This window comes from Variovorax ginsengisoli (assembly GCF_030486595.1).
Taxonomy (GTDB): domain Bacteria; phylum Pseudomonadota; class Gammaproteobacteria; order Burkholderiales; family Burkholderiaceae_C; genus Variovorax; species Variovorax ginsengisoli_B.
In genome coordinates, this window is sequence record NZ_JAUJZH010000025.1 from 1 (window position 1) to 17,361 (window position 17,361).

A 17,361-nucleotide genomic window follows, 5' to 3' on the forward strand; every position below is an offset into this window, starting at 1 on the left:
ACGAAGTGAGGGAGCGTGGGGGTCACCCAGGCCGGCGCCGGGCCGCCCCAAGGCGGCCTGCGGCCCCCTCGGGGGGCAGCGACTACACGAAGTGAGGGAGCGTGGGGGTCACCCAGGCCGGCGCCGGGCCGCCCCAAGGCGGCCTGCGGCCCCCTCGGGGGGCAGCGACTACACGAAGTGAGGGAGCGTGGGGGTCAGTTCAGCGGGGCGCCAAGCGGATCGCGCCATCGAGGCGGATCACCTCGCCGTTGAGCATGTCGTTCTCGATGATGTGCTTGGCCAGCTTGGCGTAGTCCTCGGGCGTGCCCAGGCGCGAGGGGAAGGGCACGCTGGCGGCCAGCGCGTCCTGCACCTCCTGCGGCATGCCGAACAGCATCGGCGTGCCGAAGATGCCGGGGGCGATCGTCATGTTGCGGATGCCGCTGCGCGCCAGGTCGCGGGCTATCGGCAGGGTCATGCCGACCACGCCGCCCTTCGACGCGCTGTAGGCGGCCTGGCCGATCTGGCCGTCGTAGGCCGCCACCGAGGCGGTCGAGATCAGCACGCCGCGCTCGCCGGTGGCCTCGGGCTCGTTCCTGGCCATCGCGTCGGCCGCCAGGCGGATCATGTTGAAGCTGCCGATCAGGTTCACGGTGACGGTCTTGCTGAACACCGCCAGCGCGTGCGGGCCATTCTTGCCGACGGTCTTCTCGGCCGGCGCGATGCCGGCGCAGTTGACCAGGCCGACCAGCTTGCCGAGTTGCAGCGCGGCCGCAACCGCGGCCTGGCCGTCGGCTTCCTGGCTGACATCGCACTTGACGAAGACGCCGCCGATGTCCTTGGCGACCGCTTCGCCCTTGTCCGCCTGCATGTCGGCCACGACCACCTTGCCGCCGTTCGCCGCCAGCATCCGCGCCGTGCCTTCGCCCAGGCCCGAAGCGCCGCCCGTCACGATAAAAACCTTGCCGTTGATTTGCATGCCGATCTCCAAATGGTGTGGCAGCCATTATCGAAGACCCGATCGGCCACAAAAAAAGGCCCCGTCCGGAGACGGGGCCCTGAATTGGATCCCGAAGGACCCAAGGAGACAATCGCGGCCCGCTCGAGCGGGCCTGAAATGCTTAGCGCTTGCGCGTGGCGGTCTGGGCGGTGCTCTTGGCAGCGTTCACGGCGGTGGTCTGCACGGCCTGGAAGTTGGCTTCGGCGACGTCGGAGGCTTGCTTGACAGCCTTTTGCACCGATTCGAAGGCGTTGTTGGCGGCAGCCACGGCGCTCTTCATGACGGCGACGGCGGTTTCCGAGCCGGCCGGGGCGTTCTTGGCGGCGCTGTCGACCAGGCCGACGAAGGCTTGCTGGGCTTCAGCGGCCTTGACTTCGAAAGCCTTGGTGAACTCGGCGCTGGTGCCTTGGGCGATGTCGTACAGGTGACGGCTGTAGGCAGCGGTCTTTTCAGCCAGGGGCTGGAACAGGCTGGCTTGCAGCGTCAGCAGCTCTTGCGCATCCTTGACGCTCAGCAGGGCCTGGCTGGTGCCGGCGGCTTCGGTCAGGGCGGCCTTGGAAGCGGTGACGTTGAGTTCGACCAGCTTTTCGACGCCTTCGAAGGCCTTGGTGGTCAGGCCGAACAGGGTTTCGAGGTTGGCTTTTTGCGAAGAAATGATTTGGTCGGCGGTGAGGGCCATGGTGGTGCTCCGGTTGAATTGAAAATGTTGATTCACGCTTGAGCTGCCCCTTCACTTATGTTGCGGTGCAGCATGGCCTCAAGTATAAGCAGCCACGCGTTCTGGACAAGGGGTTTTTATTGCGCTGCAGCAATTTAGAACGTGTTTTCTAAAAACTTGTCCATGGGAATGTTCCGAAGGCGTTGCATTCGATTTCCGCCAGGATCGCCGAGACGGCGCTGGCAGAATGCCGCGCCATGAGCGCTGTTCGACCGACCCCTCAATCCCGCAGCGGCTACCGCTGCTTTCGGCGCATCCAGACGCGCTGGGCCGACAACGACATGTACGGCCACGTCAACAACGTCGTCTACTACGCCTGGTTCGACACGGCGGTGAATACGCTGCTGATCGAGCGCGGGGCGCTCGACATCCACCAGGGCGCGACGATCGGCTTCGTGGTCGAGACCCAGTGCCACTATTTCGCCCCGCTGGCTTTCCCGCAGACCGTCGAGGCTGGGATCCGGGTGGCGCATGCCGGCACTTCGAGCGTGCGCTACGAGATTGCGTTGTTCGCCGAGGGCGCCGAGACAGCCGCGGCGCAAGGCCATTTCGTCCATGTGTACGTCGACCGCGAATCTCAGCGGCCGGTGAAGCTGCCGGCCGCCCTTAGAGCCGTGGTGGACGAGCTCAAATAACGAAACCCCCTGCCAGGGTTCCCGGCAGGGGGTAGATGGCGACGAAAAATCAGCCAGCCCAGGGGCGCGTTACATCTTCATGGCCTTGATTTCGGCCTTGCCCTTGGCTTCATCGGCCTTGGCCTGCTTCTCGCAAGCGCTCTTGGCATCGCTCTTCAGGTCGTCGCACTTTTCCTTGGCGACTTCGTAGTTGGCCTTGACCTTCTCTTCAGCCACGTTGCGGGCGTGCGCCGGGCTCGGCTTGTATTGCTGTTCGAGTTCGGCCTTGGCGACGTTCTCCTGGCCCTTGGCTTCCTTCTCGCAGACGTCCTTGGCGTTGTCCTTCAAGGTGTCGCACTTCGCCTTGGCGACCTTGTAGTCGGCCTCGATCTTCTCCTTGGCGACCTTGTATTCGTCCTGCGTCATCGCGCTGGCCTGGCCGGCGACGAAACAGGTGGACGCGATCGCGAGCATGAGCAGATGTTTTTTCATTTGGATTCTCCAGAGTTGTGATGGGGTGGGATCGGGTGGGGCGTCAGACGCGTTCCATCCAGATCGCAGCGGGGGTGCGGCCATCGCGGCTTTCCCAGTCGGAAACCTGCTTTTCGGCCTCGTCGCGGCTGATGCCGTGGCGTTCCTGGATGCGACCGAGCAGCTGGTCGCGCTTGCCGGCGATGACGTCGAAATCGTCGTCGGTCAGCTTGCCCCATTGCTCTTTGATCTTGCCCTTGAACTGCTTCCAGTTGCCTTCGACGGTGTCTTTGTTCATGACGTATCTCCTTCAGCTTCAGATGGTTGCTCGCCGGTCGCATCGCTCGCTGGCCGGCGTGGAGACACTGTCGCGTGGGGCCGCCGTCGCCCCGGTAGGACGCCCGGGGAAGGGGCCGTAGGCACTTGCCGACGCCGCCCGTGATAATCGAACGCACACCGAAATCCGGAGACCAGCGCGCCGCACCATGATCATTCACAGCCTGCTCGATACCGACCTCTACAAGTTCACGATGATGCAGGTGGTCCTGCACCATTTCCCGGGCGCGCGGGTTGAGTACCGCTTCAAGTGCCGCAACCCCGGCATCGACCTGGCGCGCTTCGCCGTCCAGATCCGCGAAGAGGTGCGGCATCTCTGCTCGCTGCAGTTCCGCGAACCCGAGCTGAGCTACCTGCGCTCGATGCGCTTCATCAAGAGCGACTTCGTCGACTTCCTCGGGCTGTTCAGGCTCAACGAGAAGTACATCGACATCGTTCCCCAGCCCTCGGGCGAGCTCGAGATCAGCATCAAGGGGCCGTGGCTGCACACCATCCTGTTCGAGATCCCGGTGCTGGCGATCGTCAACGAGGTGTACTTCCGCAATACCCAGCCCCAGCCCGACCTGGCCGAGGGCCGGCGCCGGCTCGAAACCAAGATCGCCCAGCTCCAGGACGACCGGCTGGCCGACCTCAAGATCGCCGACTACGGCACCCGCCGGCGCTTCTCGAAGGACTGGCACGAAGAGGTGCTGCGCACGCTGGTCAGCCGGCTTGGCGCGGTCACGGCGCCGGCGCCGCTGCACGCGATGTCGAAGCTGCCGCAGCTCGCTGGCACCAGCAACGTGCTGTACGCCATGAAGCTCGGCCTGATTCCGCTCGGCACCATGGCGCACGAATACCTGCAGGCCTGCCAGGCGCTCGGCCCCCGGCTGCGCGACAGCCAGGTCTTCGGCTTCGAATCGTGGGCCCGGGAATACCGCGGCGACCTCGGCATCGCGCTGTCGGACGTCTACGGCATGAGCGCCTTCCTGCGCGACTTCGACCTCTATTTCTGCAAGCTCTTCGACGGTGCGCGCCACGACAGCGGTGACCCATTCCAGTGGGGCGAGCGCATGCTGGCCCACTACCTCGCGAGCCGGGTCGACCCCCTGACCAAGACCCTGATCTTCAGCGACGGCCTCACGGTGCCCAAGACCATCGAGCTGTACCAGCAGTTCCGCGGCCGCTGCCAGCTGGCCTTCGGCATCGGCACCAACCTGACCAACGACCTCGGCTACGAGCCGCTGCAGATCGTCATCAAGATGATCCGCTGCAACGACCAGCCGGTGGCCAAGTTGTCCGACACGCCGTCCAAGAACATGTGCGAGGACGAACGCTACCTGGCCTACCTGCGGCAGGTCTTCGAGATCGAGCAGCCTGCGGCATGAGGGCGCCGATCCGCTGCGGCCGCTGGCTGCGAATCGGGGTGGCCGGTGCGTCGACCCTGGCGTTTCCGGCGCTTGCCGCCGCCGCCGAGTTCGACGGCGGCAGCCTGTCGCCGCTGTGGGGCCTGCCCTTCGCCGGCATCCTGTTGTCGATCGCGCTGCTGCCGCTGCTGGCGCCGTCGTTCTGGCACCACCACTACGGCAAGGTGTCGGCCGCCTGGTCGCTGGCCTTCCTGCTGCCCTTCGGGCTGATTTACGGCGCCCCGCAGGCCGGGGCCCAGCTGGTCCATGCGCTGGTGGCCGAGTACATCCCGTTCATCATCCTGCTCGCGGCCCTGTTCGCGGTCGCCGGCGGCATCCACATCCGCGGCAACCTGCGCGGCTCGGCCGGCCTGAACACCGCGATCCTCGCGATCGGCGCGGTGCTCGCCAGCCTGATGGGGACCACCGGCGCCTCGATGCTGCTGATCCGGCCGCTGATCCGTGCCAACGACGACCGCAAGCACAAGGTGCACGTGGTCGTGTTCTTCATCTTCATCGTCTCGAACGTCGGCGGCTCGCTGACGCCGCTGGGCGATCCGCCGCTGTTCCTCGGCTTCCTCAAGGGCGTCGATTTCTTCTGGACCGCGAAGAACATCTTTCCCGACACGCTGTTCGTGGTCGGCGCGCTGCTGGCCCTGTTCTATGCGCTCGACCGCTGGTACTTCCGCCACGAAGGCGTCACGCCCTTCGACCCGACCCCCGACACCGGCGGCATCGGCTTCGACGGCGCCGTCAACTTCTGGCTGCTGGGCGGCGTGCTCTTCCTGGTGCTGCTGAGCGGCGTCTGGAAGTCGCCGCTCGGCTTCGACATCCACGGCACCAGGGTCGGCCTGCCGGGCCTGGTGCGCGATGTCGGGCTGGTGGCGCTGACCTTGCTGTCGCTCAAGCTCACCGCGCCCAAGGTCCATGCCGACAACCAGTTCGGCTGGGGCCCGATGGCCGAGGTGGCCAAGCTGTTCGCGGGCATCTTCCTGACCATCGTGCCGGTGATCGCGATGCTGAAGGCCGGCCTCCATGGCCCGTTCGGCGCCATCGTCTCGGCCGTCACCCGGCCCGACGGCCAACCCGACCCGGCGATGTACTTCTGGGCCACCGGCATCCTGAGCTCCTTCCTCGACAATGCGCCGACCTACCTGGTGTTCTTCAACACCGCGGGCGGCGACCCGCAGGCGCTGATGACCACCTATGCGACGACACTGGCGGCGATCTCGGCCGGTGCCGTGTTCATGGGCGCCAACACCTACATCGGCAACGCGCCCAACCTGATGGTCAAGGCCATCGCGGAGAGCCGCGGCGTGCGCATGCCGAGCTTCTTCGGCTACATGCTGTGGTCGGGCGCGATCCTGATCCCGCTGTTCATCCTCACCACCTTCATCTTCTTCCGCTGACCATGACCCAAGCCAAAGTCCTCGTCGCCCGCTCGATCTTCCCCGAGACCATCGCCCGGCTCCAGGCCCACTTCGACGTCGAGGCCAACCAGGCCGACGACGACTGGAGCGCGGCCCAGCTGATCGAGAAGCTGCAGGGCAAGCAGGGCGTCTTCACCACCGGCAGCGAGCGCATCGACGCCGCGCTGCTCGCGGCCTGCCCCGACCTGAAGATCTGCGCCAACATGGCCGTGGGCTACAACAACTTCGACCTCGACGCCATGACCGCGCGCGGCGTGCTGGGCACCAATGCGCCCGACGTGCTGACCGAGACCACGGCTGACTTCGGCTTCGCGCTGCTGATGGCCACGGCGCGGCGGATTGCCGAAAGCGAGCATTTCCTGCGCGCAGGCCAGTGGAAGAAGTGGCGCTACGACATGTTCTCGGGCTCCGACATCCATGGCTCCACGCTCGGCATCATCGGCATGGGACGCATCGGGCAGGGCATCGCGAAGCGCGGTGCGCTCGGCTTCGGCATGAAGGTGATCTATCACAACCGTTCGCGGCTCGATGCCGCGCTCGAAGCCGAGTGCAAGGCCAGCTACGTCGGCAAGGAAGAGCTCCTCAAGACTGCTGACCACGTCGTCCTGGTGGTGCCCTACACGCCGGCTTCCCACCACACCATCGGCGCCGCCGAACTGGCGCTGATGAAGCCGACCGCGACCTTGGTCAACATCGCGCGCGGCGGCATCGTCGACGACGCCGCGCTGGCCGTTGCGCTGCGCGAGCGCCGCATCGCCGCCGCCGGCCTCGACGTCTTCGAGGGCGAACCCAAGGTGCACCCCGACCTGCTGACCGTTCCCAATGTGGTGCTGACGCCCCACATCGCGAGCGCCACCGTGCCGACCCGCCGGGCCATGGCCGATCTCGCGGTCGACAACCTGATCGGCTTCCTGGTCGACGGCAAGCCGGTGACGCCGCTGAACCCCGCGGTGCTGGGGGCACGCTGAGCCCGTGACCGAGACCTGGATCCTGCTGGCCCTCGCGGCCTTGAATATCGTCCTCCTGCTGTGGCTGCTGCTGCGGCCCGCACCGCCTTCCGACCATTCGGCGCTTCTGGCCAGCAACGAGCGCATCGAGCGCGAACTGCGCCATGAGATCGGCGAATCGTCGCGCGGCGCGCGCCAGGAAAGCGCGCAGGCCTTCGCCACCTTCCAGCGCGCCTTGCTGCACCAGGGGGCGGAGTCCACGCGCACCCAGAACGCCCAGATCGACGCCTTCGCGCAGCAGCTCGCGCTGTTGCAGAAGACGCTCGCCGACACCCTCCACACCCAGCTCCAGGGGCTGTCCGAGTCCAATGCCCGCCGGCTCGCCGAAGTGCGCGCGACGATGGAAACCCAGCTCGCGCAGCTGCAGCAGAGCAACACCGCCAAGCTCGACGAGATGCGCCAGACCGTCGACGAGAAGCTGCAGAGCACGCTCGAGGCGCGGCTCGGCGAGAGCTTCAAGCAGGTGGCCGAGCGGCTCGAGCAGGTGCACAAGGGGCTGGGCGAGATGCAGTCGCTGGCGGTGGGCGTCGGGAGCCTCCAGCGGGTGCTGACCAACGTCAAGACCCGCGGCGTGTTCGGCGAAGTGCAGCTCGAGGCGTTGCTCGAGCAGGTGCTGACGGCCGAGCAGTTCGCCCGCCAGGTCGAGACCAAGCCGCGCAGCGGCCAGCGGGTCGATTTCGCGGTCCGCTTCCCGGGCCGCGGCGGCGACGGCGCGCCGGTCTGGCTGCCGATCGACGCCAAGTTTCCGCGCGACGACTACGAGCGCCTGATCGACGCCCACGAGCGGGCCGACGCAGCGGCCGCCGAGCTGGCCGCCAAGGCGCTCGAGGCGCGCATCCGCAGCGAGGCCAAGTCGATCGCCGACAACTACCTGGCGGCGCCGCACACCACCGATTTCGCGATCCTGTTCCTGCCGGTCGAGAGCCTCTACGCCGAGGTGCTGCGCCGGCCGGGCCTGATGGATGCCATCCAGCGCCAGCATCGCGTGACGCTGGCCGGCCCGACCACGCTGTTGGCCATGCTCAACAGCCTGCACATGGGCTTTCGCACGCTGGCGCTGGAGCACCAGGCGTCCGAGGTCTGGAAGGTGCTGGGCGCGGTCAAGACCGAATTCGAGCGCTACGGCGAATGGGTGTCGCGCATCAAGGAGCAGGTGGCCAAGGCTTCCGACACGCTCGACAAGGCCGACACCCGGGCCCGGCAGATGCGGCTGGCGCTGCGCAAGGTCGAGGCGCTGCCCGAGGCGCAGACCCAGGCCTTACTGCCGCAGGTCGACGACGAGGACGCCGCCGCCCCGTGAACCCTGGATTGCTTCGCCTGATCCTCGCGCAGGTCTGCCTGCATGCCGCGATGACGGGCACCCGGCTGGCGGCCCCGCTGCTCGCCTTGCGCGACGGCTACAGTCCGGCGGCCGTCGGCATGCTGCTGGCGCTGTTCGCGCTGACCCAGGTGTTCCTGGCGCTGCCCGCCGGCCGCTTCGCCGACCGGCACGGGCTGCGGCTGCCGCTCACGATCGCCGTGGTGGCGGCGACTACGGGTGCGGCGCTGGCCGGGGCTTTTCCGGTGTTCCCGGTGCTCTGCCTGGCCGCGCTGCTGACCGGCGGCGCCACCGGCATCGCCGTGATCGCGCTGCAGCGCCATGTCGGCCGCGCGGCCACCAACCCGACCGAGCTGAAGCAGGTGTTCAGCTGGCTGGCGATCGCGCCGGCCGCGGCCAACTTCGTCGGCCCCTTCGCCACCGGGCTGCTGATCGACCACGCCGGCCCGGTGCCTGGCGACATGATCGGTTTTCGCGTGGCCTTCGCCCTGCTGGCGCTGCTGCCCGTCGCCTGCTGGCTGCTGGCGCGCGGCACCGTCGAGCTTCCGCACATCAGCCTGCCGGCGGGCGCGCCCAGGCCGCGCGCCTGGGACCTGCTGGCCCAGCCGATGTTCAGGCGGCTGCTGTTCGTCAACTGGATGCAATCGGCGGCCTGGGATGTCCATACCTTCGTGCTGCCGCTGCTCGGCCATGAGCGCGGCCTGAGCGCGTCGGTGATCGGATCGATCCTCGGCGCCTTCGCGGTCGCGGCGGCCGCCATCCGCGTGGTGCTGCCGCTGGTCGCATCGCGCTTCAGCGAGCGCAGCGTGATCGCGGCTTCGAACGTGGTCACGGCGTTGGTCTTCGCGGTCTATCCGCTGATGACCAGCGCGCTCGGCATGGGCGCTTGCTCGGTGGTGCTCGGCATCGCCCTCGGCGCCGTGCAGCCGATGGTGATGAGCATGCTGCACCAGATCACGCCGCATGCGCGCCACGGCGAGGCGCTCGGCCTGCGCGTGATGACTCTCAACGCTTCGAGCGTGGCGATGCCGATGCTGTTCGGCGCCGCCGGCGCGCTGATCGGCGTCGCCGGCGTGTTCTGGATCGTCGGCGGCGTGGTGGCCGCGGGCACCCGCTCGGTGTGGGGCCTGCAGGTGCCGCCGCGCGGCGAGTAGCTACAGCTTGTAGAAGGTCTTGATGTAAGCCCAGGCGTCCTGGGGCGCGTCGACGTACTCGATCAGCTTCACGTCGTTGGGCGAGATCACGCCTTCCTCGGCCAGGAACTCGAAGTTGATGAGCTGTTTCCAGTAGTCCGAGCCGAACAGCACGATCGGCACCGGCTTGGCCTTCTTGGTCTGCACCAGCGTGATGACCTCGAACAGCTCGTCGAGCGTGCCGAAGCCGCCCGGGAAGGCCACCAGCGCCTTCGCCCGCATCATGAAATGCATCTTGCGGATCGCGAAGTAGTGGAACTTGAAGCTCAGCGCCGGCGTCACGTAGGGATTGGCTTCTTCTTCCATCGGCAGCGCGATCGCCAGCCCGACCGACAGGCCGCCGCCCTCGTAGGCGCCGCGGTTGGCGGCCTGCATGATGCCGGGCCCGCCGCCGGTGCAGACGAAGAGCTTGTCCTGCGGTTCGCGGTCGTTGCTGTACTGCGCCACCATCTTGCCGAAGGCGCGCGCCTTCTCGTAGTAGTGCGAGCTGCGCGCCAGCTTGCGCCAGCGGTCGGCTGCCACGCTGTCGCCGGCGGCCTCGGCCTGGGCGATCAGCGCGCCCGATTCCTCTTCGCTGCGGAAGCGCGCGCTGCCGAACACCACCACCGTGTTCTCGATGCCGTGGGCGCGCATCTCGAGGTCGGGTTTCATGAGCTCGAGCTGCATGCGCAGGCCGCGGGTTTCACGCCGCAGCAGGAATTCGGGATCGGCGAAGGCCAGCCGCGAAGGATCGGTGTGCAGCGGCAGTCCCTTGTCCGAATGGGCCTGCAGGGTGGCCCAGGCATCGGCGAGCCGCTTGTCGTGAAGGTCGTGAGTGCTGTGGTTGTCCATGGTCGTGCGGGGAAGGCGGGTTCTGGATTGTGCGCGTTGCAGGTTTCGGGCCCGTTGCGGCCGCGCATCAGGGACCGGGATGCAAAAAAGGCTCCCGCGGGAGCCTTTTTGTGGGGTGGCGGTCGGTCAGACGCGCTTGCGGTATTCGCCGGTGCGGGTGTCGATTTCGATCTTGTCGCCCTGGGCGACGAACAGCGGCACGCCGATCTCGAAGCCGGTCGAGATCTTGGCCGGCTTCATGACCTTGCCCGAGGTGTCGCCCTTGACGGCCGGCTCGGTCCAGGTGATTTCGCGCTCGACGCTGGTCGGCAGTTCGACCGAGATCGCCTTGCCGTCGTAGAAGACCACTTCGACCGGCATGCCGTCTTCGAGGTAGTTGAGCGAGTCGCCCATGTTCTCGGCTTCGACTTCGTACTGGTTGTACTCGGTGTCCATGCAGACGTACATCGGGTCGGCGAAGTAAGAGTAGGTGCACTCCTTCTTGTCGAGCACGATCTGGTCGATCTTGTCGTCGGCCTTGAACACGACTTCGGTGTTGAAGTTGGCGATCAGGCTCTTGAGCTTCATGCGCACGGTGGCGGAATTGCGGCCGCCACGGCTGTATTCGGTCTTCAGGACGACCATCGGGTCCTTGCCATGCATGATCACGTTGCCAGCGCGGATTTCTTGAGCGATTTTCATAATCAGGGTCTCTGGATGTTGGCCGCTCGTGCACTGTAGGGCTCGGCCCTCTGGCGCATTCACCGCGGCGGGTTCAGCGGAAGCTTCGATCGGCGTTCGGTCCAGGGGACACCTGGGTCGGAAGCGCCGTCGGAATTCCGCAAAGCCCGCAATTTTAGCTTTTTTGGGCGACGAATCGCCGAAGTCGGGTCAAAAGGTCGTCTTGTGCGAGCAGCCGGGCGCGTGCCGCCCCTGCGACCTCGGCCCAGGAGGCCAAGGTGGAGCGGTCCAGGAAAGGCAGGTCGCCGTCCTTGATGCCGCTCCACAGGTGATGAAAGCCGCGCAGCGTCGGCGGCGCCTCCAGCCAGTCCAGGAAGGCGTTCAGTTTCTCGTGGTGGGCATCGTCGTCCTGCGGATAGATCTGCCAGACGAAGGGCGCGCCGGCCCAGAGCGCCCGCACCAGAGAATCCTCGCCGCGCACGAAATTCAGGTTGCAGGCCCACAGCAGGTGGTCGAACTCCGGCTGGGGCAGGGTGGGCAGCCAGCTGATGGCGAGGGCGCCGCGCCGGGGCGGGCCGGGCGGCAAGGCGGCAGCGGCGCGCCCGGCGGTGACCAGCAGGCGGGTCGGCTCGGCCGCATGCTCGAATTGCGCCAGCAGCGCCTCGAGGGCCGGCGGTTCGTAGCAGAACAGCGAGACCACCCGCTCGCCCTGCCAGTCGATGCCCTGGCGTCGGAACCAGGCGGCGCGGTCGAAGCGGGCGCGTCGCCCCATGAGGTCCGGCCCGCGCAGCAGCCCGCCCGTGCGCTCGGTGAACCCCGGGTAGAAAAAATACTTGGTCAGGCCCGCGCCGGGGGCCCGGAATACGGGGGAGGGCAGGCCGTGCAGGCGTTCGACGTAGGGCTCTGCGGACAGGTATTCGAGGTTGATCCAGTGGCGGCGGGCGCCCTCATGGTCCGCATGCTCGGCGAAGCGGGCAATGACCTCGGGGGCGGGATCGCAGCCGAAGGCCTCGATCAGCACGTCCGGCGCCGCCTCCGAAGCGGCCCGCGCCGCGTGGGTCGGGGTCCAGGGAACGACCGTGACGCCATCGCAGCCGCCGGGTGCCATCCAGGCCAGCGCCGACGGGTCGTCGATCCACAGGCGGACGGTGTCGTCCGGACCGGCCAGCGATGTGGCCAGCCGCCAGCAGACGCCTACGTCGCCATGGTTGTCGATCACCTTGCAGAAAATGTCCCAGCGCATCGCGGGATACTCTACAGCCCTCCACACGAAGACACCGGAGACAGCCCCCATGTCACAACACTCGGCCGACATCCTTTGGCAGCGCGGCGACCAGGATTTTCTCGGCAACCGCTACAGCCGCCGCCACGCCATCCGTTTCGACGGCGGTGCCGAATGGCTGGGCTCGTCCTCGCCGCACGTGGTGCCGCTGCCGCTGTCGGACGCCGCCGCGGTCGATCCCGAAGAAGCCTTCGTCGCCTCGCTGTCGAGTTGCCACATGCTGTGGTTCCTGTCTATCGCGGCCTCGCGCGGCTTCTGCGTCGAGCGCTACGCCGATCACGCCAGCGGCAAGATGGGCCGCAATGCCGAAGGCAAGATCGCGATGACCGTCGTCACCTTGCGTCCCGAGGTGCAGTTCTCGGGCCAGAGTCAGCCGTCGACGGAACAACACGAGGCGATGCACCACTCGGCACATGACCAGTGCTTCATCGCCAACTCGGTCAAGACGGACGTGCGCTGCGAGCCGGTGATCGCGGCCTCCTCGCAACCCTGAGAACGATGCCTGAGACCCCTTCCGTCCATTCCGACCAACTGCTCAGCGAAGTGGCGGCCCTGCCGCAGCTGCCGGGCGTCTACCGCTACTTCGACGCCCAGGGCGGCGTGCTCTACGTCGGCAAGGCGCGCAACCTCAAGAAGCGGGTCGCGAACTATTTCCAGAAGAGCCACGGCGGCACGCGCATCGGCCACATGATCTCGAAGATCGCCCGCATGGAGACCACCGTGGTGCGCTCCGAGGCCGAGGCGCTGCTGCTCGAGAACAACCTCATCAAGTCGCTCAAGCCGCGCTACAACATTCTTTTTCGCGACGACAAGAGCTACCCTTATCTCAAGATCGCGTCGCACCAGTTCCCCAGGCTGGCCTACTACCGGGGCTCGGTCGATCGCAAGCACCGCTATTTCGGCCCGTACCCCAGCGCATGGGCGGTGAAAGAATCGATCCAGCTGCTGCAGAAGGTCTTCAAGCTGCGCACCTGCGAAGACACGGTCTACGCCAACCGCGCCCGGCCGTGCCTGCTCTACCAGATCAAGCGCTGCACCGCTCCCTGCGTCGGCCACATCACGCCCGAGGCCTATGCCCAGGACGTGGCCAACGCCGAGGCCTTCCTGATGGGCGACACGCAGGCCGTGCTGACCCAGCTCGAGGCGCGCATGATGGCGCATGCCGAGAAGCTCGAGTTCGAGCAGGCGGCCGAGCTGCGCAACCAGATGTCGGCCCTGTCGCGCGTGCTGCACCAGCAGTCGATCGAGATCGCTTCCGACAAGGACGTCGACATCCTGGCGGTCAAGGTGCAGGGCGGCAAGGCCTGCGTGAACCTCGCCATGGTGCGGGGCGGGCGGCATCTGGGCGACCGGGCCTACTTCCCGGTGCATGTCGAGGATGCCGCGCAGATGCAGCACGCCGAGGGCGAGGGCGACGACGGCCCGCCGCCGCCGGCCGACGCGGTCGAGGTGCAGGTGCTCGAGGCCTTCATCGCCCAGCACTACATCGACGTCCCGGTGCCGGCCACGCTGGTGCTCAGCGAGCTCGTGAGCCGCGCGCTGATCGAGGCCGTGTCGCAGCAGTCGGGCACCCGTGTGACGGCGGTCTTCCAGCCGCGCGAGCAGCGCCGCCACTGGCTCGAGATGGCGACCAAGAACGCCGGGCTGCAACTGGCCCGCCTGCTGGCCGAAGAAGGCTCGCAGCAGGCCCGCACGCGGGCGCTGGTCGATGCGCTCGAACTGGCGCCGGACGACCTCGACAATTTCCGCGTCGAGTGCTTCGACATCTCGCACACCGCGGGCGAGGCGACCCAGGCCTCGTGCGTGGTGTTCGAGCACCACGCCATGCAGAACCGCGAATACCGGCGCTACAACATCGAAGGCATCACGCCGGGCGACGACTACGCCGCGATGCGCCAGGTGCTGCACCGGCGCTACGGCAAGCTGGCCGAGGCGATGGCGGCCGAGACCGAGGCACCGCCGGCCGGCGATGCCGCGGGCGTCGGCACCGACGCCAAGCCGGGCACGCGGACCGCGCGGATGCCGGAGCTGGTGCTGGTCGATGGCGGCAAGGGCCAGGTGTCGATGGCGCGCGAGGTGTTCAGCGAACTGGGTTTGCCGCTGTCGCTGATCGTCGGCGTCGAGAAGGGCGAGGGCCGCAAGGTCGGCCTCGAGGAACTGGTGTTCGCGGATGGCCGCGAGAAGGTCTACCTGGGCCGCGACTCCGCGGCGCTGATGCTGGTGGCGCAGATCCGCGACGAGGCGCATCGCTTCGCCATCACCGGCATGCGCGCCAAGCGCGCCAAGGTGCGGGTCGGCGGCAGCCAGCTCGAGGACATCCCGGGCATCGGCCCGAAGCGGCGCGCGCGCCTGCTGCAGCGCTTCGGCGGCATCCGCGGCGTGGCGGCGGCGAGCGTGGAGGACATCGCGTCGGTCGATGGCATCGCCTTCGACCTGGCCGAAGAGATCTACCGCGCATTGCACTAGGCCTGCGGCCCCCTTGGGGAGCGTCGGGGCGATTCAGGCCGGCGCCGGGCCGCCCCAAGGCGGCCTGCGGCCCCCTCGGGGGGCAGCGACCCACACGCAGTGGGGGAGCGTGGGGGCGATTCAGGCCGGCGCCGGGCCGCCCCAAGGCGGCCTGCGGCCCCCTCGGGGGGCAGCGACCCACACGCAGTGGGGGAGCGTGGGGGCGATTCCTCCCGGCCCCTATACTCCAGCGCAATGTTCTGGACCTTGCCAACGATCATGACCTGGACGCGCATCGTCGCGATCCCCCTGATCGTGGGCGTGTTCTACCTGCCGCTGGCCGAGCCGATGCGCAACTGGATCGCCACGGTGATGTTCATCGTCTTCGCGGCCACCGACTGGCTCGACGGTTTCCTGGCGCGCCGGCTCAAGCAGACCTCGGCCTTCGGCGCCTTCCTCGATCCGGTGGCCGACAAATTCCTGGTCTGCGCCTCGCTCCTGGTGCTGGTCCACCTGAACCGCGCCGACGTCTTCGTGGCGCTGATCATCATCGGCCGCGAGATCGCGATCTCCGCCTTGCGCGAATGGATGGCGCAGATCGGCGCCAGCAAGAGCGTGGCGGTCCACATGGTGGGCAAGGTGAAGACCGTGGTGCAGATGGTCGCGATCCCGTTCCTGCTGTTCGACGGCGTCCTGTTCGGCCGCATCGACACCGGCACCTGGGGCCAATGGCTGATCTGGCTCTCGGCCGTCCTCACCGTCTGGTCGATGGTCTATTACCTGCAGAAGGCGATCCCCGAAATCCGGGCCCGCGCGAAATGACCGCTGCGGCCCGGTCGACGGGCTGGCTGCGGGCCATGCCGGCGGTGTTCGTGCTGATCTGGAGCACCGGCTTCATCGTGGCGCGCTTCGGCATGCCCCATGCGCCGCCGCTCAAATTCCTCGCCGTGCGCTATGCGCTCTCGATGGTCTGCTTCCTGGTCTGGGTCCGCTGGGCCCGCGTTGCGTGGCCGCGCGATCGCACGCAATGGGGCCATCTCGCGGTCGTCGGCGTGCTGATGCAGGCCGGCTACCTCGGCGGCGTCTGGGCCGCGGTGCGGGCCGGCATGGGGTCCGGGCTGGTCGCGCTGCTGGTCGGTATCCAGCCGGTGCTGACCGCCGTCTGGCTCAGCATGTTCGGCGGCCGGATCACGCGGCGCCAATGGACCGGGCTGCTGCTCGGTTTCGGCGGCCTGGTGCTGGTCGTGTCGCGCAAGCTCGGGCAGGGCGGGGAGGTCAGCGCACTGACCATGGGGCTGGCCTTGCTGGCGCTGTTGTCGATCACCGCCGGCACGCTGTACCAGAAGCGCTTTCTCGCGCCCTGCGACGTCCGCAGCGCCAGCGCGATCCAGATGGCCGCAGCCTTGATCGTCACCTTGCCGTTCGCGGCGCTCGAGCCCGACAGCATTCACTGGAACCTGGCCTCGGGCGGCGCCATGGCGTGGTCGGTGCTCGCGCTGTCGCTGGGCGGCAGTTCGCTGCTCTACATGCTGATCCAGCGCGGCACCGCCACCGCGGTGACCAGCCTGCTCTACCTGGTGCCGCCGTGCACGGCCGTGATGGCCTGGCTGCTGTTCGCGGAACCGATCACCGCCCTGACCCTGGCCGGCATCGCGATCACCGCGGTGGGCGTCAGCCTGGTCGTCAAGTAGGCCCGACGGCCTTCCACGGCTCGGCCCGAAAACTCTCGACCAGGAAATCGATCAGCAGCCGCACCCGGCGCGGCGTCTTGGGACGCCAGGGTGCGATCCACTGGATGTCCGCATCCGGCATCGCATGCTGCGGCAGCACGCGCACCAGTTCGCCGGACGCAAGCTGTGGCGCGATGTCCCACAGGCTGCGCAGCATGATGCCGTGGCCCGACAGGCACCAGTCGCGCACCATCTCGCCCGAGTTGCTGGACAGCGGGCCGCGCACCCGCACCCGCGCGGTGCTGCCGTCCCTGGCCTGGCGCAGCGTCCACAGGGCGAACTCGCGCTCGCCGCCGACGCTGTTCTCGCGCGCCACCAGGCAGTCGTGCGCCGCCAGCGCCGCCACGTCGGCCGGCATGCCGCGGCGCGCGAGGTAGTCCGGGCTCGCGGCCAGCACCCGCTGGTTGCGCGCGATGCGCCGGCTGACCCAGTCGCCGGCCCGGCGATGCTGCGGCGCCCAGAGCCAGACCGCGCCGTCGAAGCCCTCGGCGCCGAGGTCGGGCAGGGCCTCGACCAGCTGCAGCTGGATTTCGAGCCCGGGGTGGCGCTGGTTGAAGCTCGCCAGCGCCGGGCCCAGCCAGCGGCGGCCGAAGCCGAAGGTGCCGGCCAGCCGCACCGTCCCGCTGAGTTCGCTCTGGCGTTCGCCGAGCTCGTTCTCGAGCGCTGCGAAGCCTTCGAGCAGGCCCTTGGCATGCTGGCACACGGTTTCGCCCTCGGCGGTGGCGCTGAGGCGGCGCGTGGTGCGCTCGAACAGCCGCTGGCCGAGCCGGGCCTCCAGCGCGCCAAGGCGCTTGGTCACCACCGACGGGACCACGTTGAGCGCGAGCGCGGCGCCGGCCAGGCTGCCGCGGCTGCGGATCGCCAGCACAAGCTCCAGGTCACTGCGTTCCATTCATGCCATTTCAGAAATTATCAATTGGCCCATTGTTGCTTGATGCCACGAGTGGCGCAACGCACAATCG

The 17,361-nt window shown here is 67.8% G+C and carries 18 protein-coding genes; 10 read left to right on the forward strand and 8 right to left on the reverse strand.

From position 1 onward, the window contains the following. Positions 1-199: 199 nt before the first annotated feature. On the reverse strand, positions 200-958 hold the full coding sequence (locus tag QZH52_RS27665) for a 3-hydroxyacyl-CoA dehydrogenase (RefSeq protein WP_301813960.1): 759 nt from the start codon (positions 956-958) through the stop codon (positions 200-202). Between the two features lie 142 nt (positions 959-1,100). Beyond that, positions 1,101-1,658, reverse strand: coding sequence for a phasin family protein (locus QZH52_RS27670; RefSeq protein WP_286524543.1), 558 nt, complete (start codon positions 1,656-1,658; stop codon positions 1,101-1,103). A 236-nt stretch (positions 1,659-1,894) separates the two neighbouring features. On the opposite strand from QZH52_RS27670, the gene QZH52_RS27675 reads away from it, so the two are divergent. Beyond that, a complete protein-coding gene (locus QZH52_RS27675) occupies positions 1,895-2,332 on the forward strand; it encodes an acyl-CoA thioesterase (RefSeq protein WP_301813961.1) in 438 nt (145 codons plus the stop codon). 69 nt (positions 2,333-2,401) lie between these two features. On the opposite strand, the gene QZH52_RS27680 is transcribed toward QZH52_RS27675, so the two are convergent. Both QZH52_RS27680 and QZH52_RS27685 read right to left on the reverse strand, forming a co-directional pair. Continuing rightward, complete coding sequence (locus tag QZH52_RS27680) at positions 2,402-2,803, reverse strand: hypothetical protein (protein WP_301813962.1); 402 nt, start codon at positions 2,801-2,803, stop codon at positions 2,402-2,404. Between the two features lie 43 nt (positions 2,804-2,846). Beyond that, the gene (locus tag QZH52_RS27685; protein ID WP_301813963.1) at positions 2,847-3,080 is read right to left on the reverse strand and encodes a CsbD family protein; all 234 of its coding nucleotides are present in this window, start codon (positions 3,078-3,080) and stop codon (positions 2,847-2,849) included. A 187-nt stretch (positions 3,081-3,267) separates the two neighbouring features. Between QZH52_RS27685 and pncB the strand changes: the two genes are divergently transcribed. From pncB to QZH52_RS27710, 5 genes are read left to right on the forward strand one after another with little or no spacing between them, the layout of a single operon-like run. Next, positions 3,268-4,485 (forward strand): nicotinate phosphoribosyltransferase, encoded by a 1,218-nt coding sequence (pncB, locus tag QZH52_RS27690; RefSeq protein WP_286507398.1) that lies wholly within the window; start codon positions 3,268-3,270, stop codon positions 4,483-4,485. Then, the gene (locus QZH52_RS27695; RefSeq protein WP_301813964.1) at positions 4,482-5,912 is read left to right on the forward strand and encodes a sodium:proton antiporter; all 1,431 of its coding nucleotides are present in this window, start codon (positions 4,482-4,484) and stop codon (positions 5,910-5,912) included. The genes pncB and QZH52_RS27695 overlap by 4 nt, the downstream gene beginning before the upstream one ends. 2 nt (positions 5,913-5,914) lie before the next feature. Next, on the forward strand, positions 5,915-6,901 hold the full coding sequence (locus QZH52_RS27700) for a 2-hydroxyacid dehydrogenase (RefSeq protein WP_301813965.1): 987 nt from the start codon (positions 5,915-5,917) through the stop codon (positions 6,899-6,901). Positions 6,902-6,905: 4 nt separating this feature from the next. Continuing rightward, complete coding sequence (locus tag QZH52_RS27705) at positions 6,906-8,240, forward strand: DNA recombination protein RmuC (RefSeq protein ID WP_301813966.1); 1,335 nt, start codon at positions 6,906-6,908, stop codon at positions 8,238-8,240. Further along, a complete protein-coding gene (locus QZH52_RS27710; protein ID WP_301813967.1) occupies positions 8,237-9,412 on the forward strand; it encodes an MFS transporter in 1,176 nt (391 codons plus the stop codon). Before QZH52_RS27705 ends, QZH52_RS27710 begins: the two co-directional genes overlap by 4 nt. Here QZH52_RS27710 and QZH52_RS27715 read toward each other — a convergent pair whose 3' ends face one another. The 3 genes from QZH52_RS27715 to earP form a co-directional block, all read right to left on the reverse strand. Next, a complete protein-coding gene (locus QZH52_RS27715; protein ID WP_301813968.1) occupies positions 9,413-10,282 on the reverse strand; it encodes an LOG family protein in 870 nt (289 codons plus the stop codon). It lies immediately after the preceding gene. A 126-nt stretch (positions 10,283-10,408) separates the two neighbouring features. Beyond that, positions 10,409-10,963, reverse strand: coding sequence for an elongation factor P (gene efp / locus QZH52_RS27720; RefSeq protein ID WP_286367245.1), 555 nt, complete (start codon positions 10,961-10,963; stop codon positions 10,409-10,411). Between the two features lie 154 nt (positions 10,964-11,117). Continuing rightward, positions 11,118-12,185: an elongation factor P maturation arginine rhamnosyltransferase EarP gene (gene earP / locus QZH52_RS27725; RefSeq protein ID WP_301813973.1), complete on the reverse strand. Its 1,068-nt coding sequence runs from the start codon at positions 12,183-12,185 to the stop codon at positions 11,118-11,120. A gap of 49 nt (positions 12,186-12,234) precedes the next feature. On the opposite strand from earP, the gene QZH52_RS27730 reads away from it, so the two are divergent. The 4 genes from QZH52_RS27730 (at position 12,235) to QZH52_RS27745 (ending at position 16,360) form a co-directional block, all read left to right on the forward strand. Continuing rightward, positions 12,235-12,717, forward strand: coding sequence for an OsmC family protein (locus QZH52_RS27730; protein WP_301813975.1), 483 nt, complete (start codon positions 12,235-12,237; stop codon positions 12,715-12,717). A 5-nt stretch (positions 12,718-12,722) separates the two neighbouring features. Continuing rightward, positions 12,723-14,690, forward strand: coding sequence for an excinuclease ABC subunit UvrC (gene uvrC / locus QZH52_RS27735; protein ID WP_301813977.1), 1,968 nt, complete (start codon positions 12,723-12,725; stop codon positions 14,688-14,690). Between the two features lie 234 nt (positions 14,691-14,924). Then, positions 14,925-15,491: a CDP-diacylglycerol--glycerol-3-phosphate 3-phosphatidyltransferase gene (pgsA, locus tag QZH52_RS27740; RefSeq protein WP_301813979.1), complete on the forward strand. Its 567-nt coding sequence runs from the start codon at positions 14,925-14,927 to the stop codon at positions 15,489-15,491. Next, entirely contained in the window at positions 15,488-16,360 is an 873-nt protein-coding gene (locus QZH52_RS27745; protein WP_286524521.1) for a DMT family transporter, read from the forward strand. The genes pgsA and QZH52_RS27745 overlap by 4 nt, the downstream gene beginning before the upstream one ends. Here QZH52_RS27745 and QZH52_RS27750 read toward each other — a convergent pair. Continuing rightward, a complete protein-coding gene (locus tag QZH52_RS27750) occupies positions 16,353-17,291 on the reverse strand; it encodes a LysR family transcriptional regulator (protein WP_301813982.1) in 939 nt (312 codons plus the stop codon). The genes QZH52_RS27745 and QZH52_RS27750 overlap by 8 nt on opposite strands. Positions 17,292-17,361 lie beyond the last annotated feature (70 nt).

Bases quoted from the DNA above. Each gene is read 5' to 3' on its own strand.
- QZH52_RS27715 (WP_301813968.1), bottom strand. From the start codon at position 10,282: ATGGACAACCACAGCACTCACGACCTTCACGACAAGCGGCTCGCCGAT.
- QZH52_RS27750 (WP_301813982.1), bottom strand. From the start codon at position 17,291: ATGGAACGCAGTGACCTGGAGCTTGTGCTGGCGATCCGCAGCCGCGGC.
- efp (WP_286367245.1), bottom strand. From the start codon at position 10,963: ATGAAAATCGCTCAAGAAATCCGCGCTGGCAACGTGATCATGCATGGC.
- QZH52_RS27700 (WP_301813965.1), top strand. From the start codon at position 5,915: ATGACCCAAGCCAAAGTCCTCGTCGCCCGCTCGATCTTCCCCGAGACC.
- QZH52_RS27685 (WP_301813963.1), bottom strand. From the start codon at position 3,080: ATGAACAAAGACACCGTCGAAGGCAACTGGAAGCAGTTCAAGGGCAAG.
- QZH52_RS27730 (WP_301813975.1), top strand. From the start codon at position 12,235: ATGTCACAACACTCGGCCGACATCCTTTGGCAGCGCGGCGACCAGGAT.
- QZH52_RS27680 (WP_301813962.1), bottom strand. From the start codon at position 2,803: ATGAAAAAACATCTGCTCATGCTCGCGATCGCGTCCACCTGTTTCGTC.
- QZH52_RS27695 (WP_301813964.1), top strand. From the start codon at position 4,482: ATGAGGGCGCCGATCCGCTGCGGCCGCTGGCTGCGAATCGGGGTGGCC.
- earP (WP_301813973.1), bottom strand. From the start codon at position 12,185: ATGCGCTGGGACATTTTCTGCAAGGTGATCGACAACCATGGCGACGTA.
- QZH52_RS27675 (WP_301813961.1), top strand. From the start codon at position 1,895: ATGAGCGCTGTTCGACCGACCCCTCAATCCCGCAGCGGCTACCGCTGC.
- QZH52_RS27670 (WP_286524543.1), bottom strand. From the start codon at position 1,658: ATGGCCCTCACCGCCGACCAAATCATTTCTTCGCAAAAAGCCAACCTC.
- pgsA (WP_301813979.1), top strand. From the start codon at position 14,925: ATGTTCTGGACCTTGCCAACGATCATGACCTGGACGCGCATCGTCGCG.
- pncB (WP_286507398.1), top strand. From the start codon at position 3,268: ATGATCATTCACAGCCTGCTCGATACCGACCTCTACAAGTTCACGATG.
- QZH52_RS27665 (WP_301813960.1), bottom strand. From the start codon at position 958: ATGCAAATCAACGGCAAGGTTTTTATCGTGACGGGCGGCGCTTCGGGC.
- QZH52_RS27745 (WP_286524521.1), top strand. From the start codon at position 15,488: ATGACCGCTGCGGCCCGGTCGACGGGCTGGCTGCGGGCCATGCCGGCG.
- uvrC (WP_301813977.1), top strand. From the start codon at position 12,723: ATGCCTGAGACCCCTTCCGTCCATTCCGACCAACTGCTCAGCGAAGTG.